This window comes from Bacillus sp. FSL P4-0290, assembly GCF_037975435.1.
Lineage (GTDB): Bacteria > Bacillota > Bacilli > Bacillales > Bacillaceae > Bacillus > Bacillus subtilis.
The window spans coordinates 2,616,049-2,631,071 of the sequence record NZ_CP150253.1 but is presented as its reverse complement, the minus strand read 5'-3'; the positions used below and the strand labels follow the sequence as shown (position 1 = coordinate 2,631,071).

Annotated in this window: 13 protein-coding genes; 11 read left to right on the top strand and 2 right to left on the bottom strand. The window is 43.5% G+C overall.

The genetic code is table 11. The annotated features are described in order from the left end of the window. Positions 1 to 10 precede the first annotated feature (10 nt). The 3 genes from MKY10_RS13650 (at position 11) to pyc (ending at position 5,230) form a co-directional block, all read left to right on the top strand. Positions 11 to 292 carry a YlaN family protein gene (locus tag MKY10_RS13650; protein WP_003245286.1) on the top strand — a complete coding sequence of 94 codons (282 nt, stop codon included), beginning with the start codon at positions 11 to 13 and terminating at the stop codon, positions 290 to 292. 205 nt (positions 293 to 497) lie between these two features. Beyond that, positions 498 to 1,709 carry a cell division protein FtsW gene (ftsW, locus tag MKY10_RS13645; RefSeq protein WP_015252159.1) on the top strand — a complete coding sequence of 404 codons (1,212 nt, stop codon included), beginning with the start codon at positions 498 to 500 and terminating at the stop codon, positions 1,707 to 1,709. Between the two features lie 74 nt (positions 1,710 to 1,783). Continuing rightward, entirely contained in the window at positions 1,784 to 5,230 is a 3,447-nt protein-coding gene (gene pyc / locus MKY10_RS13640) for a pyruvate carboxylase (protein ID WP_015252158.1), read from the top strand. Positions 5,231 to 5,631: 401 nt separating this feature from the next. Here pyc and ctaA read toward each other — a convergent pair whose 3' ends face one another. Beyond that, on the bottom strand, positions 5,632 to 6,552 hold the full coding sequence (gene ctaA / locus MKY10_RS13635; RefSeq protein WP_015252157.1) for a heme A synthase CtaA: 921 nt from the start codon (positions 6,550 to 6,552) through the stop codon (positions 5,632 to 5,634). Between the two features lie 354 nt (positions 6,553 to 6,906). Between ctaA and cyoE the strand changes: the two genes are divergently transcribed. The 6 genes from cyoE to ctaG all read left to right on the top strand — a co-directional run bounded on the left by cyoE (position 6,907) and on the right by ctaG (position 12,914). Further along, positions 6,907 to 7,824 carry a heme o synthase gene (cyoE, locus tag MKY10_RS13630; RefSeq protein ID WP_015252156.1) on the top strand — a complete coding sequence of 306 codons (918 nt, stop codon included), beginning with the start codon at positions 6,907 to 6,909 and terminating at the stop codon, positions 7,822 to 7,824. A 239-nt stretch (positions 7,825 to 8,063) separates the two neighbouring features. Further along, the gene (coxB, locus tag MKY10_RS13625; RefSeq protein ID WP_014663859.1) at positions 8,064 to 9,134 is read left to right on the top strand and encodes a cytochrome c oxidase subunit II; all 1,071 of its coding nucleotides are present in this window, start codon (positions 8,064 to 8,066) and stop codon (positions 9,132 to 9,134) included. Between the two features lie 32 nt (positions 9,135 to 9,166). Further along, positions 9,167 to 11,035 carry a cytochrome c oxidase subunit I gene (gene ctaD / locus MKY10_RS13620; RefSeq protein ID WP_003232245.1) on the top strand — a complete coding sequence of 623 codons (1,869 nt, stop codon included), beginning with the start codon at positions 9,167 to 9,169 and terminating at the stop codon, positions 11,033 to 11,035. Next, on the top strand, positions 11,035 to 11,658 hold the full coding sequence (gene ctaE / locus MKY10_RS13615; protein WP_003232244.1) for a cytochrome c oxidase subunit III: 624 nt from the start codon (positions 11,035 to 11,037) through the stop codon (positions 11,656 to 11,658). The genes ctaD and ctaE overlap by 1 nt, the downstream gene beginning before the upstream one ends. Before the next feature lie 2 nt (positions 11,659 to 11,660). After that, a complete protein-coding gene (gene ctaF, locus MKY10_RS13610; protein ID WP_003232242.1) occupies positions 11,661 to 11,993 on the top strand; it encodes a cytochrome c oxidase subunit IVB in 333 nt (110 codons plus the stop codon). A 27-nt stretch (positions 11,994 to 12,020) separates the two neighbouring features. Beyond that, positions 12,021 to 12,914: a cytochrome c oxidase assembly factor CtaG gene (gene ctaG, locus MKY10_RS13605; protein ID WP_061891196.1), complete on the top strand. Its 894-nt coding sequence runs from the start codon at positions 12,021 to 12,023 to the stop codon at positions 12,912 to 12,914. Between the two features lie 31 nt (positions 12,915 to 12,945). On the opposite strand, the gene MKY10_RS13600 is transcribed toward ctaG, so the two are convergent. Beyond that, on the bottom strand, positions 12,946 to 13,308 hold the full coding sequence (locus MKY10_RS13600) for a YugN family protein (protein WP_003232238.1): 363 nt from the start codon (positions 13,306 to 13,308) through the stop codon (positions 12,946 to 12,948). Positions 13,309 to 13,447: 139 nt separating this feature from the next. Between MKY10_RS13600 and MKY10_RS13595 the strand changes: the two genes are divergently transcribed. Together MKY10_RS13595 and MKY10_RS13590 are read left to right on the top strand one after the other, a co-directional pair. After that, complete coding sequence (locus MKY10_RS13595; RefSeq protein WP_029726520.1) at positions 13,448 to 13,894, top strand: CBS domain-containing protein; 447 nt, start codon at positions 13,448 to 13,450, stop codon at positions 13,892 to 13,894. Positions 13,895 to 13,977: 83 nt separating this feature from the next. Beyond that, positions 13,978 to 15,018, top strand: a complete 1,041-nt coding sequence (locus MKY10_RS13590; RefSeq protein ID WP_014479713.1) for a CAP domain-containing protein — start codon at positions 13,978 to 13,980, stop codon at positions 15,016 to 15,018. Positions 15,019 to 15,023: the final 5 nt, after the last annotated feature.

Here is a 15,023-nt window from a genome sequence, read left to right as displayed (position 1 = left end):
AGGGATACTTTTGGCTTCAGAGATGATAGTTGACCATCGGCAAAAAGCTTTTGAACTCTTAAAAGTGGACGCTGAGAAGATTTTGAAGCTGATCCGAGTACAAATGGATAACTTAACGATGCCTCAATGTCCTCTATATGAAGAGGTTTTAGATACTCAAATGTTCGGGCTTTCGAGGGAAATCGATTTTGCTGTCCGCCTGGGATTGGTTGATGAAAAAGACGGTAAAGACCTTTTATACACATTGGAACGCGAATTGTCTGCTTTACATGACGCGTTTACAGCTAAATAAATGATAAAACTCAAACTTATTAACAGTTTGGGTTTTTTTATAACCGCTATTTTTCTCTCATCTCATAAAAGACGGTCTTTTTTTACACATTCCTTCCGAATCGTATAGAGATTCTTCGTCTCGTTTGATAAATTGTAGTAAAATAAAAAAGATAAATACATAAAAACCATAGATAATGGAAGTTAGAAGCAGGGAAGAGGATGTTATGTTAAAAAAAATGCTAAAATCTTATGATTACTCACTGATATTCGCAATCGTTTTATTATGCGGATTCGGTTTAGTGATGGTATACAGCTCAAGCATGATTACGGCTGTCTCCCGGTATGGAGTAAGCAGTAATTTTTTCTTCATGCGGCAGCTGTTTGCTTTAATTGCGGGTGGCGCTCTATTTATTCTCATGGCGTTGTTTCCTTATAAAGCACTGGCCCATCAAAGGTTTCAGAAGGGGATACTGCTTGTATCTGTTCTTGCGCTTATCTCACTGTTTGTATTCGGACATGTTGCCGGAAACGCGCAAAGCTGGTTTAAAATCGGCGGAATGAGTATTCAGCCGGGGGAGTTTGTGAAACTGGTCGTGATTTTATACCTTGCAGCCGTATATGCCAAAAAACAAAGCTATATTGACCATCTATTAACAGGTGTGGCTCCTCCCGTAGTCATGACGCTTGTGATTTGCGGGTTAATTGCCATGCAGCCTGATTTCGGTACAGCCATGATTATAGGGCTGATTGCGACGTGCATGATATTGTGCTCCGGCTTCAGCGGAAAGACGCTGGTGAGGCTGCTTTTGCTCGGCGGAATTGTTTTCATTTTAGTCAGCCCGATTATCTATTTGAATCAGGACAAAATTTTAACTGAAGGCCGTTTAGCGCGTTTTGAGAGTCTTGAAGACCCATTTAAGTATGCAAATTCATCAGGTTTGCAAGTGATCAATTCTTATTATGCGATCAGCTCAGGCGGCATTTTCGGCCTGGGGCTCGGTGAAAGTATCCAAAAATACGGATATCTGCCTGAATCACACACTGACTTTATTATGGCTGTCATTGCTGAAGAGCTCGGCATTTTTGGGGTATTGTTTGTGATTTTCTTATTGGGTTTTGTCGTCATAAAAGGTTTTTATATTGCCAGAAAATGCGAGGACCCGTTTGGAAGTCTTCTGGCGATCGGCATTTCAAGCATGATTGCCATCCAGTCGTTTATTAACCTTGGCGGTGTCAGCGGATTAATTCCGATTACAGGGGTTACGCTGCCATTTATCAGTTACGGGGGCTCTTCTTTGGTGCTGCTGCTGGGGAGTATGGGGATATTAGCGAATATCAGCATGTTTGTGAAATATTCAGAGAATAAGAAAAAGAAAGAGCCCTTGGCTCCGAAGGGAATGAAAAAGAAACAGCTCAAAAAAACTGTTTATCAGTAAAAAACAAGTGTGTACAGGGGAAGGATATTCCGCTATGATAGATTATATTCCATTCGGGTAAGGGGGAGAAAAGTTTGTCTCAGCAATCGATACAAAAAGTATTAGTAGCAAACAGGGGAGAAATTGCAATCCGAATATTCCGGGCGTGTACCGAGTTGAATATTCGTACAGTTGCGGTCTATTCAAAAGAAGATTCCGGTTCCTACCATCGGTACAAAGCGGATGAAGCATACTTGGTCGGTGAAGGGAAAAAACCGATTGATGCTTACCTGGATATTGAAGGTATCATTGATATTGCGAAAAGAAACAAAGTCGATGCAATTCATCCGGGATACGGTTTCTTATCTGAAAATATTCATTTTGCGAGACGATGTGAAGAAGAAGGCATCGTATTCATAGGGCCAAAATCCGAGCATCTCGATATGTTTGGTGACAAGGTAAAAGCGCGTGAGCAGGCAGAAAAAGCGGGAATCCCCGTGATTCCGGGAAGCGACGGTCCTGCCGAAACGCTTGAAGCCGTCGAACAATTTGGACAAGCTAACGGTTATCCGATCATCATTAAAGCCTCGCTTGGCGGAGGCGGCCGCGGTATGCGGATTGTCAGATCTGAAAGTGAAGTCAAAGAAGCATATGAGCGTGCTAAATCAGAGGCGAAAGCAGCCTTTGGCAATGATGAAGTTTATGTAGAAAAATTAATTGAGAATCCGAAACATATTGAGGTTCAGGTCATTGGAGACAAGCAGGGAAATGTCGTCCATCTTTTTGAGAGGGATTGTTCCGTTCAAAGACGCCACCAAAAGGTCATTGAAGTGGCGCCGAGTGTCTCGCTGTCACCTGAATTAAGGGATCAAATTTGTGAGGCGGCAGTTGCGCTTGCTAAAAATGTAAACTATATAAATGCGGGGACGGTCGAATTCCTTGTTGCAAACAACGAGTTCTACTTTATTGAAGTAAATCCTCGCGTACAAGTTGAACACACGATAACAGAAATGATTACTGGTGTCGATATTGTTCAAACTCAGATCCTTGTTGCCCAAGGGCATAGCCTTCACAGCAAAAAAGTAAATATTCCTGAGCAAAAGGACATTTTTACAATCGGCTATGCCATTCAGTCACGGGTTACGACTGAGGATCCGCAAAATGACTTCATGCCTGATACAGGAAAAATCATGGCTTACCGCTCAGGCGGCGGTTTTGGTGTCCGTCTTGATACCGGAAACAGCTTCCAGGGCGCCGTGATCACACCATACTATGATTCACTTCTCGTTAAGCTTTCAACTTGGGCTTTAACGTTTGAACAGGCAGCTGCCAAAATGGTACGAAACCTTCAGGAGTTTAGAATCAGAGGCATAAAAACGAACATTCCGTTCCTTGAGAACGTTGCAAAACATGAGAAGTTCCTGACAGGGCAATATGATACGTCTTTCATTGATACAACGCCTGAATTATTTAAATTCCCTAAACAAAAAGACCGCGGAACGAAAATGCTCACTTACATCGGCAATGTGACAGTGAACGGCTTCCCTGGAATCGGGAAAAAAGAAAAACCGGCGTTTGACAAACCGTTAAGCGTAAAGGTAGACGTTGATCAGCAGCCTGCCAGAGGAACAAAGCAAATTCTTGATGAAAAAGGTGCAGAAGGGCTTGCAAATTGGGTTAAGGAGCAGAAATCTGTCCTTTTAACTGATACGACATTCAGAGATGCCCACCAATCGTTATTGGCAACTAGAATCAGATCGCATGATTTGAAAAAAATCGCAAATCCGACGGCTGCGTTATGGCCTGAACTATTCAGTATGGAAATGTGGGGAGGCGCGACCTTCGATGTAGCCTACCGATTCCTGAAAGAAGATCCGTGGAAGCGTTTGGAAGATCTTCGCAAAGAAGTGCCGAATACCTTATTCCAGATGTTGCTTCGCTCATCAAATGCGGTCGGCTATACGAATTATCCGGACAATGTGATTAAAGAATTTGTGAAGCAATCAGCTCAATCCGGTATTGATGTGTTTCGTATTTTCGACAGCTTAAACTGGGTAAAAGGGATGACGTTAGCCATTGATGCTGTTAGGGATACCGGCAAAGTGGCAGAAGCTGCGATTTGTTATACGGGAGATATCCTTGACAAGAACCGGACGAAGTACGACCTTGCATATTATACATCGATGGCGAAGGAGCTTGAGGCGGCCGGAGCCCATATTCTCGGGATTAAAGATATGGCAGGGCTGTTAAAACCGCAGGCTGCATATGAACTCGTTTCTGCGTTGAAAGAAACGATCGACATTCCGGTTCACCTTCATACGCATGATACGAGCGGAAACGGTATTTATATGTATGCGAAAGCTGTTGAAGCCGGCGTTGATATCATAGACGTGGCGGTCAGCTCAATGGCGGGATTAACGTCACAGCCTAGCGCGAGCGGATTTTATCATGCGATGGAAGGCAACGACCGCCGTCCGGAAATGAATGTCCAAGGCGTTGAATTGCTGTCCCAATATTGGGAGTCGGTGCGTAAATATTATAGTGAATTTGAAAGCGGAATGAAGTCTCCGCATACTGAAATTTATGAACACGAAATGCCAGGGGGCCAATACAGCAACCTGCAGCAGCAGGCCAAGGGAGTAGGCCTTGGCGACCGATGGAACGAAGTCAAGGCAATGTACAGACGCGTGAACGATATGTTCGGTGACATCGTCAAGGTAACGCCTTCCTCAAAAGTTGTCGGAGATATGGCACTTTACATGGTGCAAAACAATCTGACTGAAAAAGACGTTTACGAAAAAGGCGAATCTTTAGATTTCCCTGATTCTGTCGTGGAGCTTTTCAAAGGAAATATCGGCCAGCCTCATGGCGGATTCCCGGAAAAACTGCAAAAGCTGATCTTAAAAGGACAGGAGCCGATTACAGTCAGACCGGGCGAACTGCTTGAGCCGGTGTCATTTGAAGCGATCAAACAGGAATTTAAAGAGCAGCATAACTTGGAAATTTCAGATCAGGATGCTGTGGCATATGCCCTTTATCCTAAAGTCTTCACTGATTATGTGAAAACGACAGAAAGCTATGGAGACATCTCGGTATTAGATACACCGACATTCTTCTACGGTATGACATTAGGTGAAGAGATAGAAGTTGAAATTGAGCGCGGCAAAACGCTGATCGTTAAGCTGATTTCAATCGGTGAGCCTCAGCCTGATGCCACCCGCGTCGTTTATTTCGAACTCAACGGGCAGCCGCGTGAAGTAGTCATTAAAGATGAAAGCATTAAGTCTTCCGTTCAGGAAAGGCTGAAAGCAGACCGGACAAATCCAAGCCACATCGCAGCTTCTATGCCTGGAACAGTTATTAAGGTATTGGCTGAAGCAGGCACAAAAGTCAATAAAGGTGATCATTTGATGATTAATGAAGCGATGAAAATGGAAACAACGGTTCAGGCGCCTTTCTCAGGAACAATCAAGCAGGTTCATGTGAAAAATGGTGAGCCGATCCAAACGGGAGATCTGCTCCTTGAAATTGAAAAAGCATAATAAACAAAGAGTGTATATCATTTGATATACACTCTTGTTTTTTTATATAGAAAATGTGGAGTGAAACAGATGGTTAGAAGAGATATAAGGGGACTTCAGAGATTATACAATACTGTCACAAGCCCAAAATAAATAGAGGCTTATACAGCCAATATTTTAGATGCTTTGTAGTATGCCGTGCATATTTCTTTAAGCACTATCTGATTTAAAAGGCTTTAATACTTATGTTCGCGGGCTATAGATCCATATGAAATTTCTATAATCACGATGAGAAAGGGGACAGACCGAAGTGAGCCGCTCACTGATCATCAAGTTCAGTGAAGGCTGGCCATTGAAACAATAATGCACCAAAACAAGACATGAAAAAGACCAAAGCCGTCTAAGGCTTTGGTCTTGAGTCCTTATGATTGCCTGGATTCATAACGGAAACGAGCAATCAATAATAAGAAGTAGCATAGAACGCCAAACAGACAGGCAATAAAGAACGAGTGGGCAAGTGCAAAACCCAGAGCGAGTTCAGTGTATACGATCATAATACCGGACAGTGCCTGTAATGTAATGAAAATAAGACATGAGATCCATCCCCAAAAGATCTGTTTTTGATCTTTATAGGAGATAATAGCATGAACAGCGGCAACAATAATCCATACAAATAACAGTAAGGCTGCTGCTCTGTGGCCCATTTGCACCCATTCATGGAATTGGGTCGGAAGTCCATTGTTCAGCGGGCTGCACAGCGGCACATCAGGACATGCCAGACTTGATTCAGTGTGTCTTACATATGCGCCTGTATACACAACGATATAGGAATATATCAAAATTCCTATCATGTGAAATTGCATCTTTTTGCCGATTTGAAGCGGCTTAACCAGTGTTCTGACTGATTTATCAGCTTCAAATATGAGCAATGTCAAAATAAGCACTGAAGCAAAAGAAATTAATGATATGCCGAAGTGAAGCGCCATAATCAGCGCGTTCGAACCGAATACGACAGCCAATGCGCCAAGCAATGCCTGAAGAAATAAAAAGATAATTGACATGATCGCGAGAAACGTTGTTTCACGGAAAATCGGCGTGATTTTTCTCCATGACCAAAACGCAAGGCTTAGCACAAGGACAATAGAGATTCCGCTTGCGAATCGGTGGCTCCATTCAATAATTGAAGCCGGATTCAGTTCAGGGAAAAAACGGCCGTGACACAGCGGCCACTGTCTGCCGCATCCTTGGCCGGAACCTGTTTTTGTAACGAGGGCACCCCCGATTAAAACAATTAGCATGACAAATGTCGTCAGAACACCGAGAGCTTTTAATGCTTTATTCATACAATATTCACCTTCTTAACATACTGCTGCAATTTTATATACGTTCCAAGTGTAAGCGAATATGTGTTTTGTGGCAATTCCCAGAGCCTTTTGTTCACAAAAATATAATAGAATGACGGCTTCTGGAAAATGTACACTTGATTATTCATGCCGGGTCTGATAGAAATAAGGTAAACGCAATGCCGATTTGGAGATTGCCTTCATCTTTGGTAAAATTCATAAAAAGTTCACAAATAAATTCCTGTTTGTCGTTTAATATTTAATAGGATGTTTTTTTACAAGATGTTATCTTGTATGATAGAGTTGCAGGTTATTTTATTCTCCTGCGTTAGGTTTGTAAGGGAGGTTTACGTTATGGCTAACTCCAGAATCTTAAATGATACAGCTATAGACGGACAAATTGAAGAAACAACGGCATGGAAAGATTTTCTGTCCCTTATTAAAATAGGGATCGTCAATTCTAACCTCATCACGACTTTCACTGGAATGTGGCTTGCACTGCATATATCCGGTTTAAGTTTTTTAGGCAATATAAACACCGTTCTTCTTACGTTAATCGGGTCTTCACTGATTATTGCGGGCTCCTGCGCGATCAATAACTGGTATGACCGGGACATTGACCATCTTATGGAGCGTACGAAAGTAAGACCGACGGTTACGGGTAAAATTCAGCCGAGTCAGGCGTTTTGGTCTGGAATTTTGCTGGTTGCTTTAGGATTGATCATGCTGCTGATGACAACTGTCATGGCTGCTGTTATCGGTTTTATCGGAGTCTTTACGTATGTTGTATTGTACACAATGTGGACGAAACGCCGCTATACGATTAACACAGTAGTAGGAAGCGTTTCCGGTGCAGTGCCGCCGCTTATTGGATGGACGGCAGTGGAAGGGAATATCGGTGTCGTAGCATGGGTGTTATTCATGATTTTATTTATTTGGCAGATTCCTCACTTCTTAGCATTGGCTATTAAGAAAACTGAGGATTACAGAGCTGCAAATATTCCGATGCTTCCTGTCGTATACGGATTTGAAGTGACAAAAAGACAAATTATTGTGTGGGTTGCGTGCCTGATGCCGCTTCCGTTTTTCCTTGGTAGCCTGGGTCTTCCGATTGTCATTCTCGGCTTGCTGTTAAATATCGGCTGGCTGATTCTTGGCTTAATGGGATTCCGCTCCAAGAATATCATGAAGTGGGCAACGCAGATGTTCGTTTACTCGCTTAACTACATGACAATCTATTTCGTTGCCATGGTTGTCTTGACGCTTTTCTAAAAAATAGATATGATGCTTGTTTTATCGCTTCAAAATAAACGATGACAACTAGTAAATGCCGCCTTGACCTCTTGTTTAATCAGGCGGCTTTACTTTTATACATAGATGGCATTTTGAGTAAAAAAACTCATAATTTAAGAGAAGAGGAAATGTAAGTGCTTTATTGGTGATAGGTTGGATGGCGATAGATTTCGATCCGCTTTCCGCCTTTGTATTGACCAGAAAAGGGGTTGGGTGAAATGGTAAAGCATTGGCGTCTTATTTTATTATTAGCCTTAGTGCCGCTTCTATTAAGCGGATGTGGAAAACCTTTTTTATCCACGCTCAAGCCTGCTGGCGAGGTGGCTGATAAACAGTATGACCTGACAGTGCTCAGCACATTGATTATGGTGGTTGTTGTTGCAGTAGTATCTGTTATCTTCTTTTATGTGATTGTGAGATTCAGAAGATCACGGGTCGGTGAGAACACGATACCGAAACAGGTAGAGGGGAATAAATTTTTAGAAATCACATGGACCGTGATCCCGATTTTGCTGCTCATTATTCTTGTGATTCCTGTTGTATTATATACGCTGGAGCTAGCGGACACATCACCAATGGATAAAAAAGGCCGCAAAGCTGAGGATGCTCTTGTAGTCAATGTTAGGGCAAATTTATACTGGTGGGAGTTTGAGTACCCTGATTACGGCATTATCACAAGCCAGGAGCTGATTGTACCGACAGATCAGCGTGTATATTTTAATTTAAAAGCCTCTGATGTAAAACATTCCTTCTGGATTCCTTCAGTTGGAGGAAAACTTGATACGAATACGGATAATGAAAATAAGTTCTTCCTGACATTTGATTCAAAACGAAGCAAAGAGGCAGGAGATATGTTTTTTGGGAAGTGTGCAGAGCTTTGCGGCCCTTCACATGCGCTGATGGATTTTAAGGTGAAGACAATGTCTGCAAAGGAATTTCAGGGTTGGACAAAAGAAATGAAAAACTATAAATCTACAGCAGAGAGCGATTTGGCTAAGCAGGGTGAAGAACTGTTTAAAGAGAAAAACTGCCTGAGCTGCCATGCGGTAGAGCCGAATGATAAGCGTGCAGAAGCCGCTAGAACGGCACCTAACTTGGCGACCTTCGGTGAAAGGACAAAAGTGGCAGGGGTGAAAGAGGCCAACAAAGAAAATGTGAAGGCTTGGCTGAAGGACCCTGACAGTATAAAGCCGGGGAACAAAATGACAGGCACATATCCAAAGCTCTCAGACAGCGAAACAGATGCGCTTTATGAATACTTAAAAGGCTTAAAAGCGGAAAGCAAGTAGGGAAGAAAGGGAGATATTGGGGGAGGTCACATATGTTGAATGCGCTTACAGAAAAGCGGACGCGCGGATCTATGCTTTGGGATTATTTGACGACGGTGGACCATAAAAAAATCGCGATTCTTTATTTAGTGGCAGGGGGATTCTTCTTTCTTGTCGGGGGAATTGAAGCGATGTTTATCAGAATTCAGCTTGCAAAGCCGGAAAATGCGTTTCTCAGTGCTCAAGCGTACAATGAAGTAATGACTATGCACGGAACGACGATGATCTTTCTGGCTGCGATGCCGCTCTTATTTGCCTTGATGAATGCGGTTGTGCCTTTGCAGATCGGGGCTCGGGACGTTTCGTTTCCATTTTTAAACGCGCTTGGTTTTTGGCTCTTCTTTTTCGGGGGCATTTTCTTAAATCTAAGCTGGTTTTTGGGCGGAGCGCCAGATGCGGGCTGGACATCATATGCCTCACTTTCGCTTCATTCTAAAGGGCACGGCATAGACTTTTTCGTCCTCGGACTCCAAATATCGGGGCTCGGGACGCTGATAGCCGGGATTAACTTTTTGGCCACGATTATCAACATGAGGGCTCCGGGCATGACGTATATGAGGCTGCCTTTGTTTACATGGACGACATTTGTGGCCTCGGCATTGATTTTGTTCGCGTTTCCGCCGCTTACGGTTGGATTGGCTCTCATGATGCTGGATCGGCTGTTCGGAACCAATTTCTTTAATCCGGAGCTTGGCGGAAATACGGTCATTTGGGAACATTTATTTTGGATTTTTGGCCACCCGGAGGTTTATATCCTAATTTTGCCTGCATTCGGTATTTTTTCTGAGGTCATCCCTGTGTTCGCCAGAAAGCGTTTGTTTGGCTATTCTTCAATGGTTTTTGCAATCGTGCTCATCGGCTTTCTGGGCTTTATGGTTTGGGTGCACCACATGTTCACGACTGGTCTCGGCCCAATTGCAAATGCGATTTTTGCGGTTGCAACAATGGCTATCGCGATTCCGACCGGGATTAAGATTTTTAACTGGCTGTTGACGATTTGGGGAGGAAATGTGAAGTATACAACCGCTATGCTGTATGCTGTCTCATTTATTCCATCCTTTGTGCTCGGCGGTGTGACGGGAGTCATGCTGGCAGCTGCTGCGGCTGATTATCAGTTTCATGATACGTATTTTGTGGTTGCGCACTTCCACTACGTCATTATTGGCGGCGTTGTATTCGGCCTTTTAGCCGGTGTTCATTTCTGGTGGCCGAAAATGTTCGGTAAAATTCTGCATGAAACGATGGGGAAAATTTCATTTGTATTGTTTTTTATCGGCTTTCACCTCACGTTTTTCATTCAGCATTTTGTCGGCTTAATGGGGATGCCGCGCCGGGTTTATACGTTTTTGCCAGGACAGGGTCTGGAAACCGGCAACTTGATCAGTACAATCGGGGCGTTTTTTATGGCGGCAGCTGTTATTCTTCTGCTGGTCAATGTCATATGGACATCGGTAAAAGGTGAATATGTAGGTGCTGATCCATGGCATGACGGACGTACGCTGGAATGGACCGTTTCTTCACCGCCGCCGGAGTATAACTTTAAACAGCTTCCTTTTGTCAGAGGACTTGATCCGCTTTGGATCGAGAAGCAGGCAGGGCACAAATCAATGACGCCGGCGGAACCGGTTGATGATATTCATATGCCAAACGGCTCAATCCTGCCGCTCATCATTTCCTTCGGCCTTTTTGTCGCAGCGTTCGGGCTGCTGTACAGAAGTGATTACGCTTGGGGCCTGCCGGTGATCTTTATCGGGCTCGGCATCACATTTATTACGATGCTGCTTCGTTCAGTAATTGATGATCACGGCTATCATATTCATAAAGAGGAACTGCCGAACGATGATAAAGGGGTGAAGGCATAATGCAAGTTCAAGAAAAATTCACCGCAGAAACCTTTCCAGCATCTCCTGAAAAAGTAACCCTGGAAGGGAAAAATAAATTTTTAGGCTTTTGGCTTTTTCTTGGCGGAGAGACTGTTCTGTTTGCGTCTCTCTTCGCCACGTTTCTTGCGCTCCGGAATTCAAATGCCGGTGATCCGCCTACGACGGAAATGTTCGATGTGACACTTGTATTCATTGCCACAATGCTTCTATTAACGAGCAGTTTAACGAGTGTATACGCGATGTACCACATGAAGAACTTTTCCTTCGGCAAGATGCAGCTTTGGCTGGGAATTACGATTTTATTGGGGGCGGGCTTTTTAGGACTGGAAATCTATGAGTTCAAGCATTACACCCATGAATTTGGCTTTACCATCACAAGCTCTGCCCTCGGTTCTGCGTTTTACACGCTTGTCGGTACACACGGCGCCCACGTGGCATTTGGGCTTATGTGGATCAGCACGCTTATGATCCGCAATGCCAAGAGAGGGCTGAATCTGTATACGGCGCCTAAGTTTTACGTTGCCAGCCTTTATTGGCACTTTATTGATGTCGTGTGGGTCTTCATCTTTACCGTTGTATATTTAATGGGGATGGTGGGATAAACATGGTCGATAAAAAAAGCAGAGGGCATATTAATAGCGACCTTGAATTTAAGAAAAAAAAGCATGCCCGGGAGATGAAATATCAAGTCCTGTCTTTTGGTTTAATGATCGGTCTTACGATTGTTGCATTTCTGACTGTGGCCACGGACGGTGTCGGCAGCTGGTTTACGATTCCTTTCATTATTTTGCTAGCTGCAATTCAAGTCATTTTTCAGCTGTATTATTTCATGCATATGAATCAGAAAGGGCATGAGGCGCCGGCACTGTTTTTGTATTCAGGGGTGTTTGTCGCGTTTATCACTGTGCTTGCGTTTGTGACAATTATATGGTGGTAATTTGAAACAGCCGCCGGAGGTGAAGAAATGAATCAGTTGGAGATATTCGGGTTTCGCGCGATGTGGAGCCCTTATCTTTTTTGTATCCTGTTAGGCATTACGGCGCTTTATCTCTATTTTTACAGGCGAATGTCTTCAAAGCCAAATCGAATAACTGGTAAAGAGATGGTATGCTTTCTGTCGGCGATGCTGTTTTTATATGCAGCCGAGGGAAGCCCGGTTGATCTGCTCGGACATATTATGTTCAGCGCACATATGGTGCAGATGGCCGTCCTGTATTTGGTTGTCCCGCCGCTGTTAATCGCGGGAATTCCTGCATGGCTCTGGGAAAAAATCATTTTCAGGCCTTCAATCAAACCGTTTTTTTCCTTTTTTACGACGCCTTTAATTGCTTTGCTTTTGTTTAACGGCATTTTTTCTTTATATCATGTACCGCTTATATTTGATACTGTCAAAACGGATCCGTTTTACCATACATTAATCACTTGGCTTATCTTTGTGCTTGCGTTCTTCATGTGGTGGCCGCTTGTTCATAAGGTTGAGCGTCTACGGCAGCTCAGCGGCTTGATGAAGCTGGGTTATATTATGGCAGACGGTATGCTGCTCACACCTGCTTGCGCCTTGATCATGTTCAGCGGTGCACCGTTATACGCCACCTATACAGATCCGGCTGTATGGGCTGAGGCAATGAGGCTTTGTGTGCCAGCGGATATGATGGGGCAGGTCCCATTAACAGGGCCAGAGATGTTGAATACACTGCCTTTGTTAGAGGATCAGCAGCTCGGAGCAGTCATGATGAAAATCATTCAGGAAATTGTGTACGGTACTTTTTTGGCCGTTATTTTTTTCCAATGGGTGAAGAAAGAAAGGGAAAAGGACGGGCAGGAGGAGCCGCCGTATATTCAGCAGACGATATCATAAAAGGTACAGCGAAATATGCTGTACCTTTTCGTTACATTTGAACTGTTTTTAACATGTTGGCTATGTCCTGAATCAGTGCCTTGCTTTTTGTCACAACCTGTACAGGAAACTCTTCCGTTTCTCCATATTCTACTCCATGAGGGTAGTAATGCTTTCCTAGGAGAGGGGACATTAATTGAATCACGGCGCGCCCGCTTCCGACATCGCCTTCTGCCGCAATACCTTGTATCCGCAGGTAAAACGTACCCTCAATCGTCGAAAACTTCTTGTCATAGGTGACTCTCTCGTAATCCCATTGACCCGCTCTGATAAGACCTTTGCTTTCCATTAAGTCGTCTAGCCAGCTGAGCTCAGCCTTAACCCCTTCAAGTCCGCTTTCAGTAAACTTCAACACTGACCCCTCCTTATAAAAATTACCTTTCCTGACAATCATAGTATGAAAGCGTTAAACTTTCAATGAATCTTCTTCTTTTGAAAGTATGCAAAAATTAAATTTTGACGACAATAGCACTAGACTAAAGGAGGTTAAACGGATGACAAAAATAAAAGATCTGATGACAGCCGACTTGCAATATTGCACGGTATTAGATAATGTATATGAAGCTGCAGTAAAGATGAAGGACGCAAATGTAGGAGCGATGCCGGTAGTTGATGAGGACGGGGAAACATTGGTCGGCATCGTAACCGACCGCGATCTCGTATTAAGAGGAATCGCCATCAAAAAACCGAACTCGCAAAAAATCACTGACGCGATGACTGAAAAACCTGTCAGTGTGGAGGAAGATGCTTCAGTCGATGAGGTTCTTCATTTGATGGCATCGCATCAGCTCAGAAGGATACCAGTTACAAAAAATAAAAAACTGACTGGAATTGTCACGCTTGGTGATCTTTCTTTATCTGAGCAAACGAATGAACGTGCCGGCAGCGCCTTATCGGATATTTCCGAAGGGGATAATAGAGAAGAAGGCTTTTTTCATTAACACATAAATCTTTGACATGTTAAATAGGCTGTATTGTAATGGGATGTAAACAAGAGATTGTGAATCGCCACGGGGGTGATAGATTGAAAAATATATTGAGAGCAATGGTTATCCTTTTGATTATCTGCGGAACTTATGTTCTGTTTATTCAATATGGATCTGTTCCTGAAAAGAAATCAAATGACAGCGAGCCTCAGGTGTCGAATGAGGAAGCGCAAAGCGGCAAACGAATACATATGCCGACTTCAGGGTTATTGTCCTTCATGGGCAAGCCCGCCGATGAAGTAACGAAAAAGCTTGGGGAACCTGAACGTATTGACCCTTCGGCTTATGATTACGATTGGTGGGTATACAATCAAGGTAAGGATCAATATATCCAAATCGGGGTATTAAACAATAAAGTGGTCACATTATTCGCGTCGGGTAATGATATTAACGCCAAGCCTTTCAAAATTGGAGAATCAACTGGCGAAGTATTTAAGACCACCCAGGTGGCACCATTTGTGAATGTAGAGTATAAAGGAAATTCCTATCGGTTTGAATTTTCTGAAGAAGATATCAATACAAGACCGACTGTAAAGGTAGGAAAGATGTATGTCCAGCTGTATATGGACAAATTTGAGGGGAAGCTATCCAGCATTAGGGCGTTTGATGCGCAAACCTTTGTAAAGCAAAGACCTTATGAGGTAGTGTACCGCGGGGAATTAATTAAACCGAAAGCCGTTTCAGATGAGAAATGGAAAAAGATCCAAACAACGAGCGAAAAGCAAATCCTTGATTTGACGAATGTCATACGCGTTAAACATGGACTTGCGAAGCTTGAATGGGATCAGCCAACGGCGGAGGTGGCGTTTGGACATAGTGAGGATATGAAGGAAAATAATTATTTCTCCCATGTCTCTAAAAAATACGGCTCGCTGAAAGACCGCTTAGAAGAAGGGCATGTTGACTTTCAGCAAGCGGGAGAAAATATCGCATACAATTATGTGGACGGTCCGGCCGCTGTAGAAGGCTGGCTGAATAGCGAAGGCCATCGAAAAGCGTTGCTGAATTCAGATTATACGCATCTTGGTGTCGGAGTAGACCGGAAATATTACACCCAAAATTTTATTAAGCGATGGTAATGAAA

What these genes read in the sequence shown, in the direction of transcription:
- ftsW (WP_015252159.1), top strand. Translation starts at nt 498, where the DNA reads ATGTTAAAAAAAATGCTAAAATCTTATGATTACTCACTGATATTCGCA.
- ctaA (WP_015252157.1), bottom strand. Translation starts at nt 6,552, where the DNA reads ATGAATAAAGCATTAAAAGCTCTCGGTGTTCTGACGACATTTGTCATG.
- cyoE (WP_015252156.1), top strand. Translation starts at nt 6,907, where the DNA reads ATGGCTAACTCCAGAATCTTAAATGATACAGCTATAGACGGACAAATT.
- coxB (WP_014663859.1), top strand. Translation starts at nt 8,064, where the DNA reads ATGGTAAAGCATTGGCGTCTTATTTTATTATTAGCCTTAGTGCCGCTT.
- ctaD (WP_003232245.1), top strand. Translation starts at nt 9,167, where the DNA reads ATGTTGAATGCGCTTACAGAAAAGCGGACGCGCGGATCTATGCTTTGG.
- ctaE (WP_003232244.1), top strand. Translation starts at nt 11,035, where the DNA reads ATGCAAGTTCAAGAAAAATTCACCGCAGAAACCTTTCCAGCATCTCCT.
- ctaF (WP_003232242.1), top strand. Translation starts at nt 11,661, where the DNA reads ATGGTCGATAAAAAAAGCAGAGGGCATATTAATAGCGACCTTGAATTT.
- ctaG (WP_061891196.1), top strand. Translation starts at nt 12,021, where the DNA reads ATGAATCAGTTGGAGATATTCGGGTTTCGCGCGATGTGGAGCCCTTAT.
- MKY10_RS13595 (WP_029726520.1), top strand. Translation starts at nt 13,448, where the DNA reads ATGACAAAAATAAAAGATCTGATGACAGCCGACTTGCAATATTGCACG.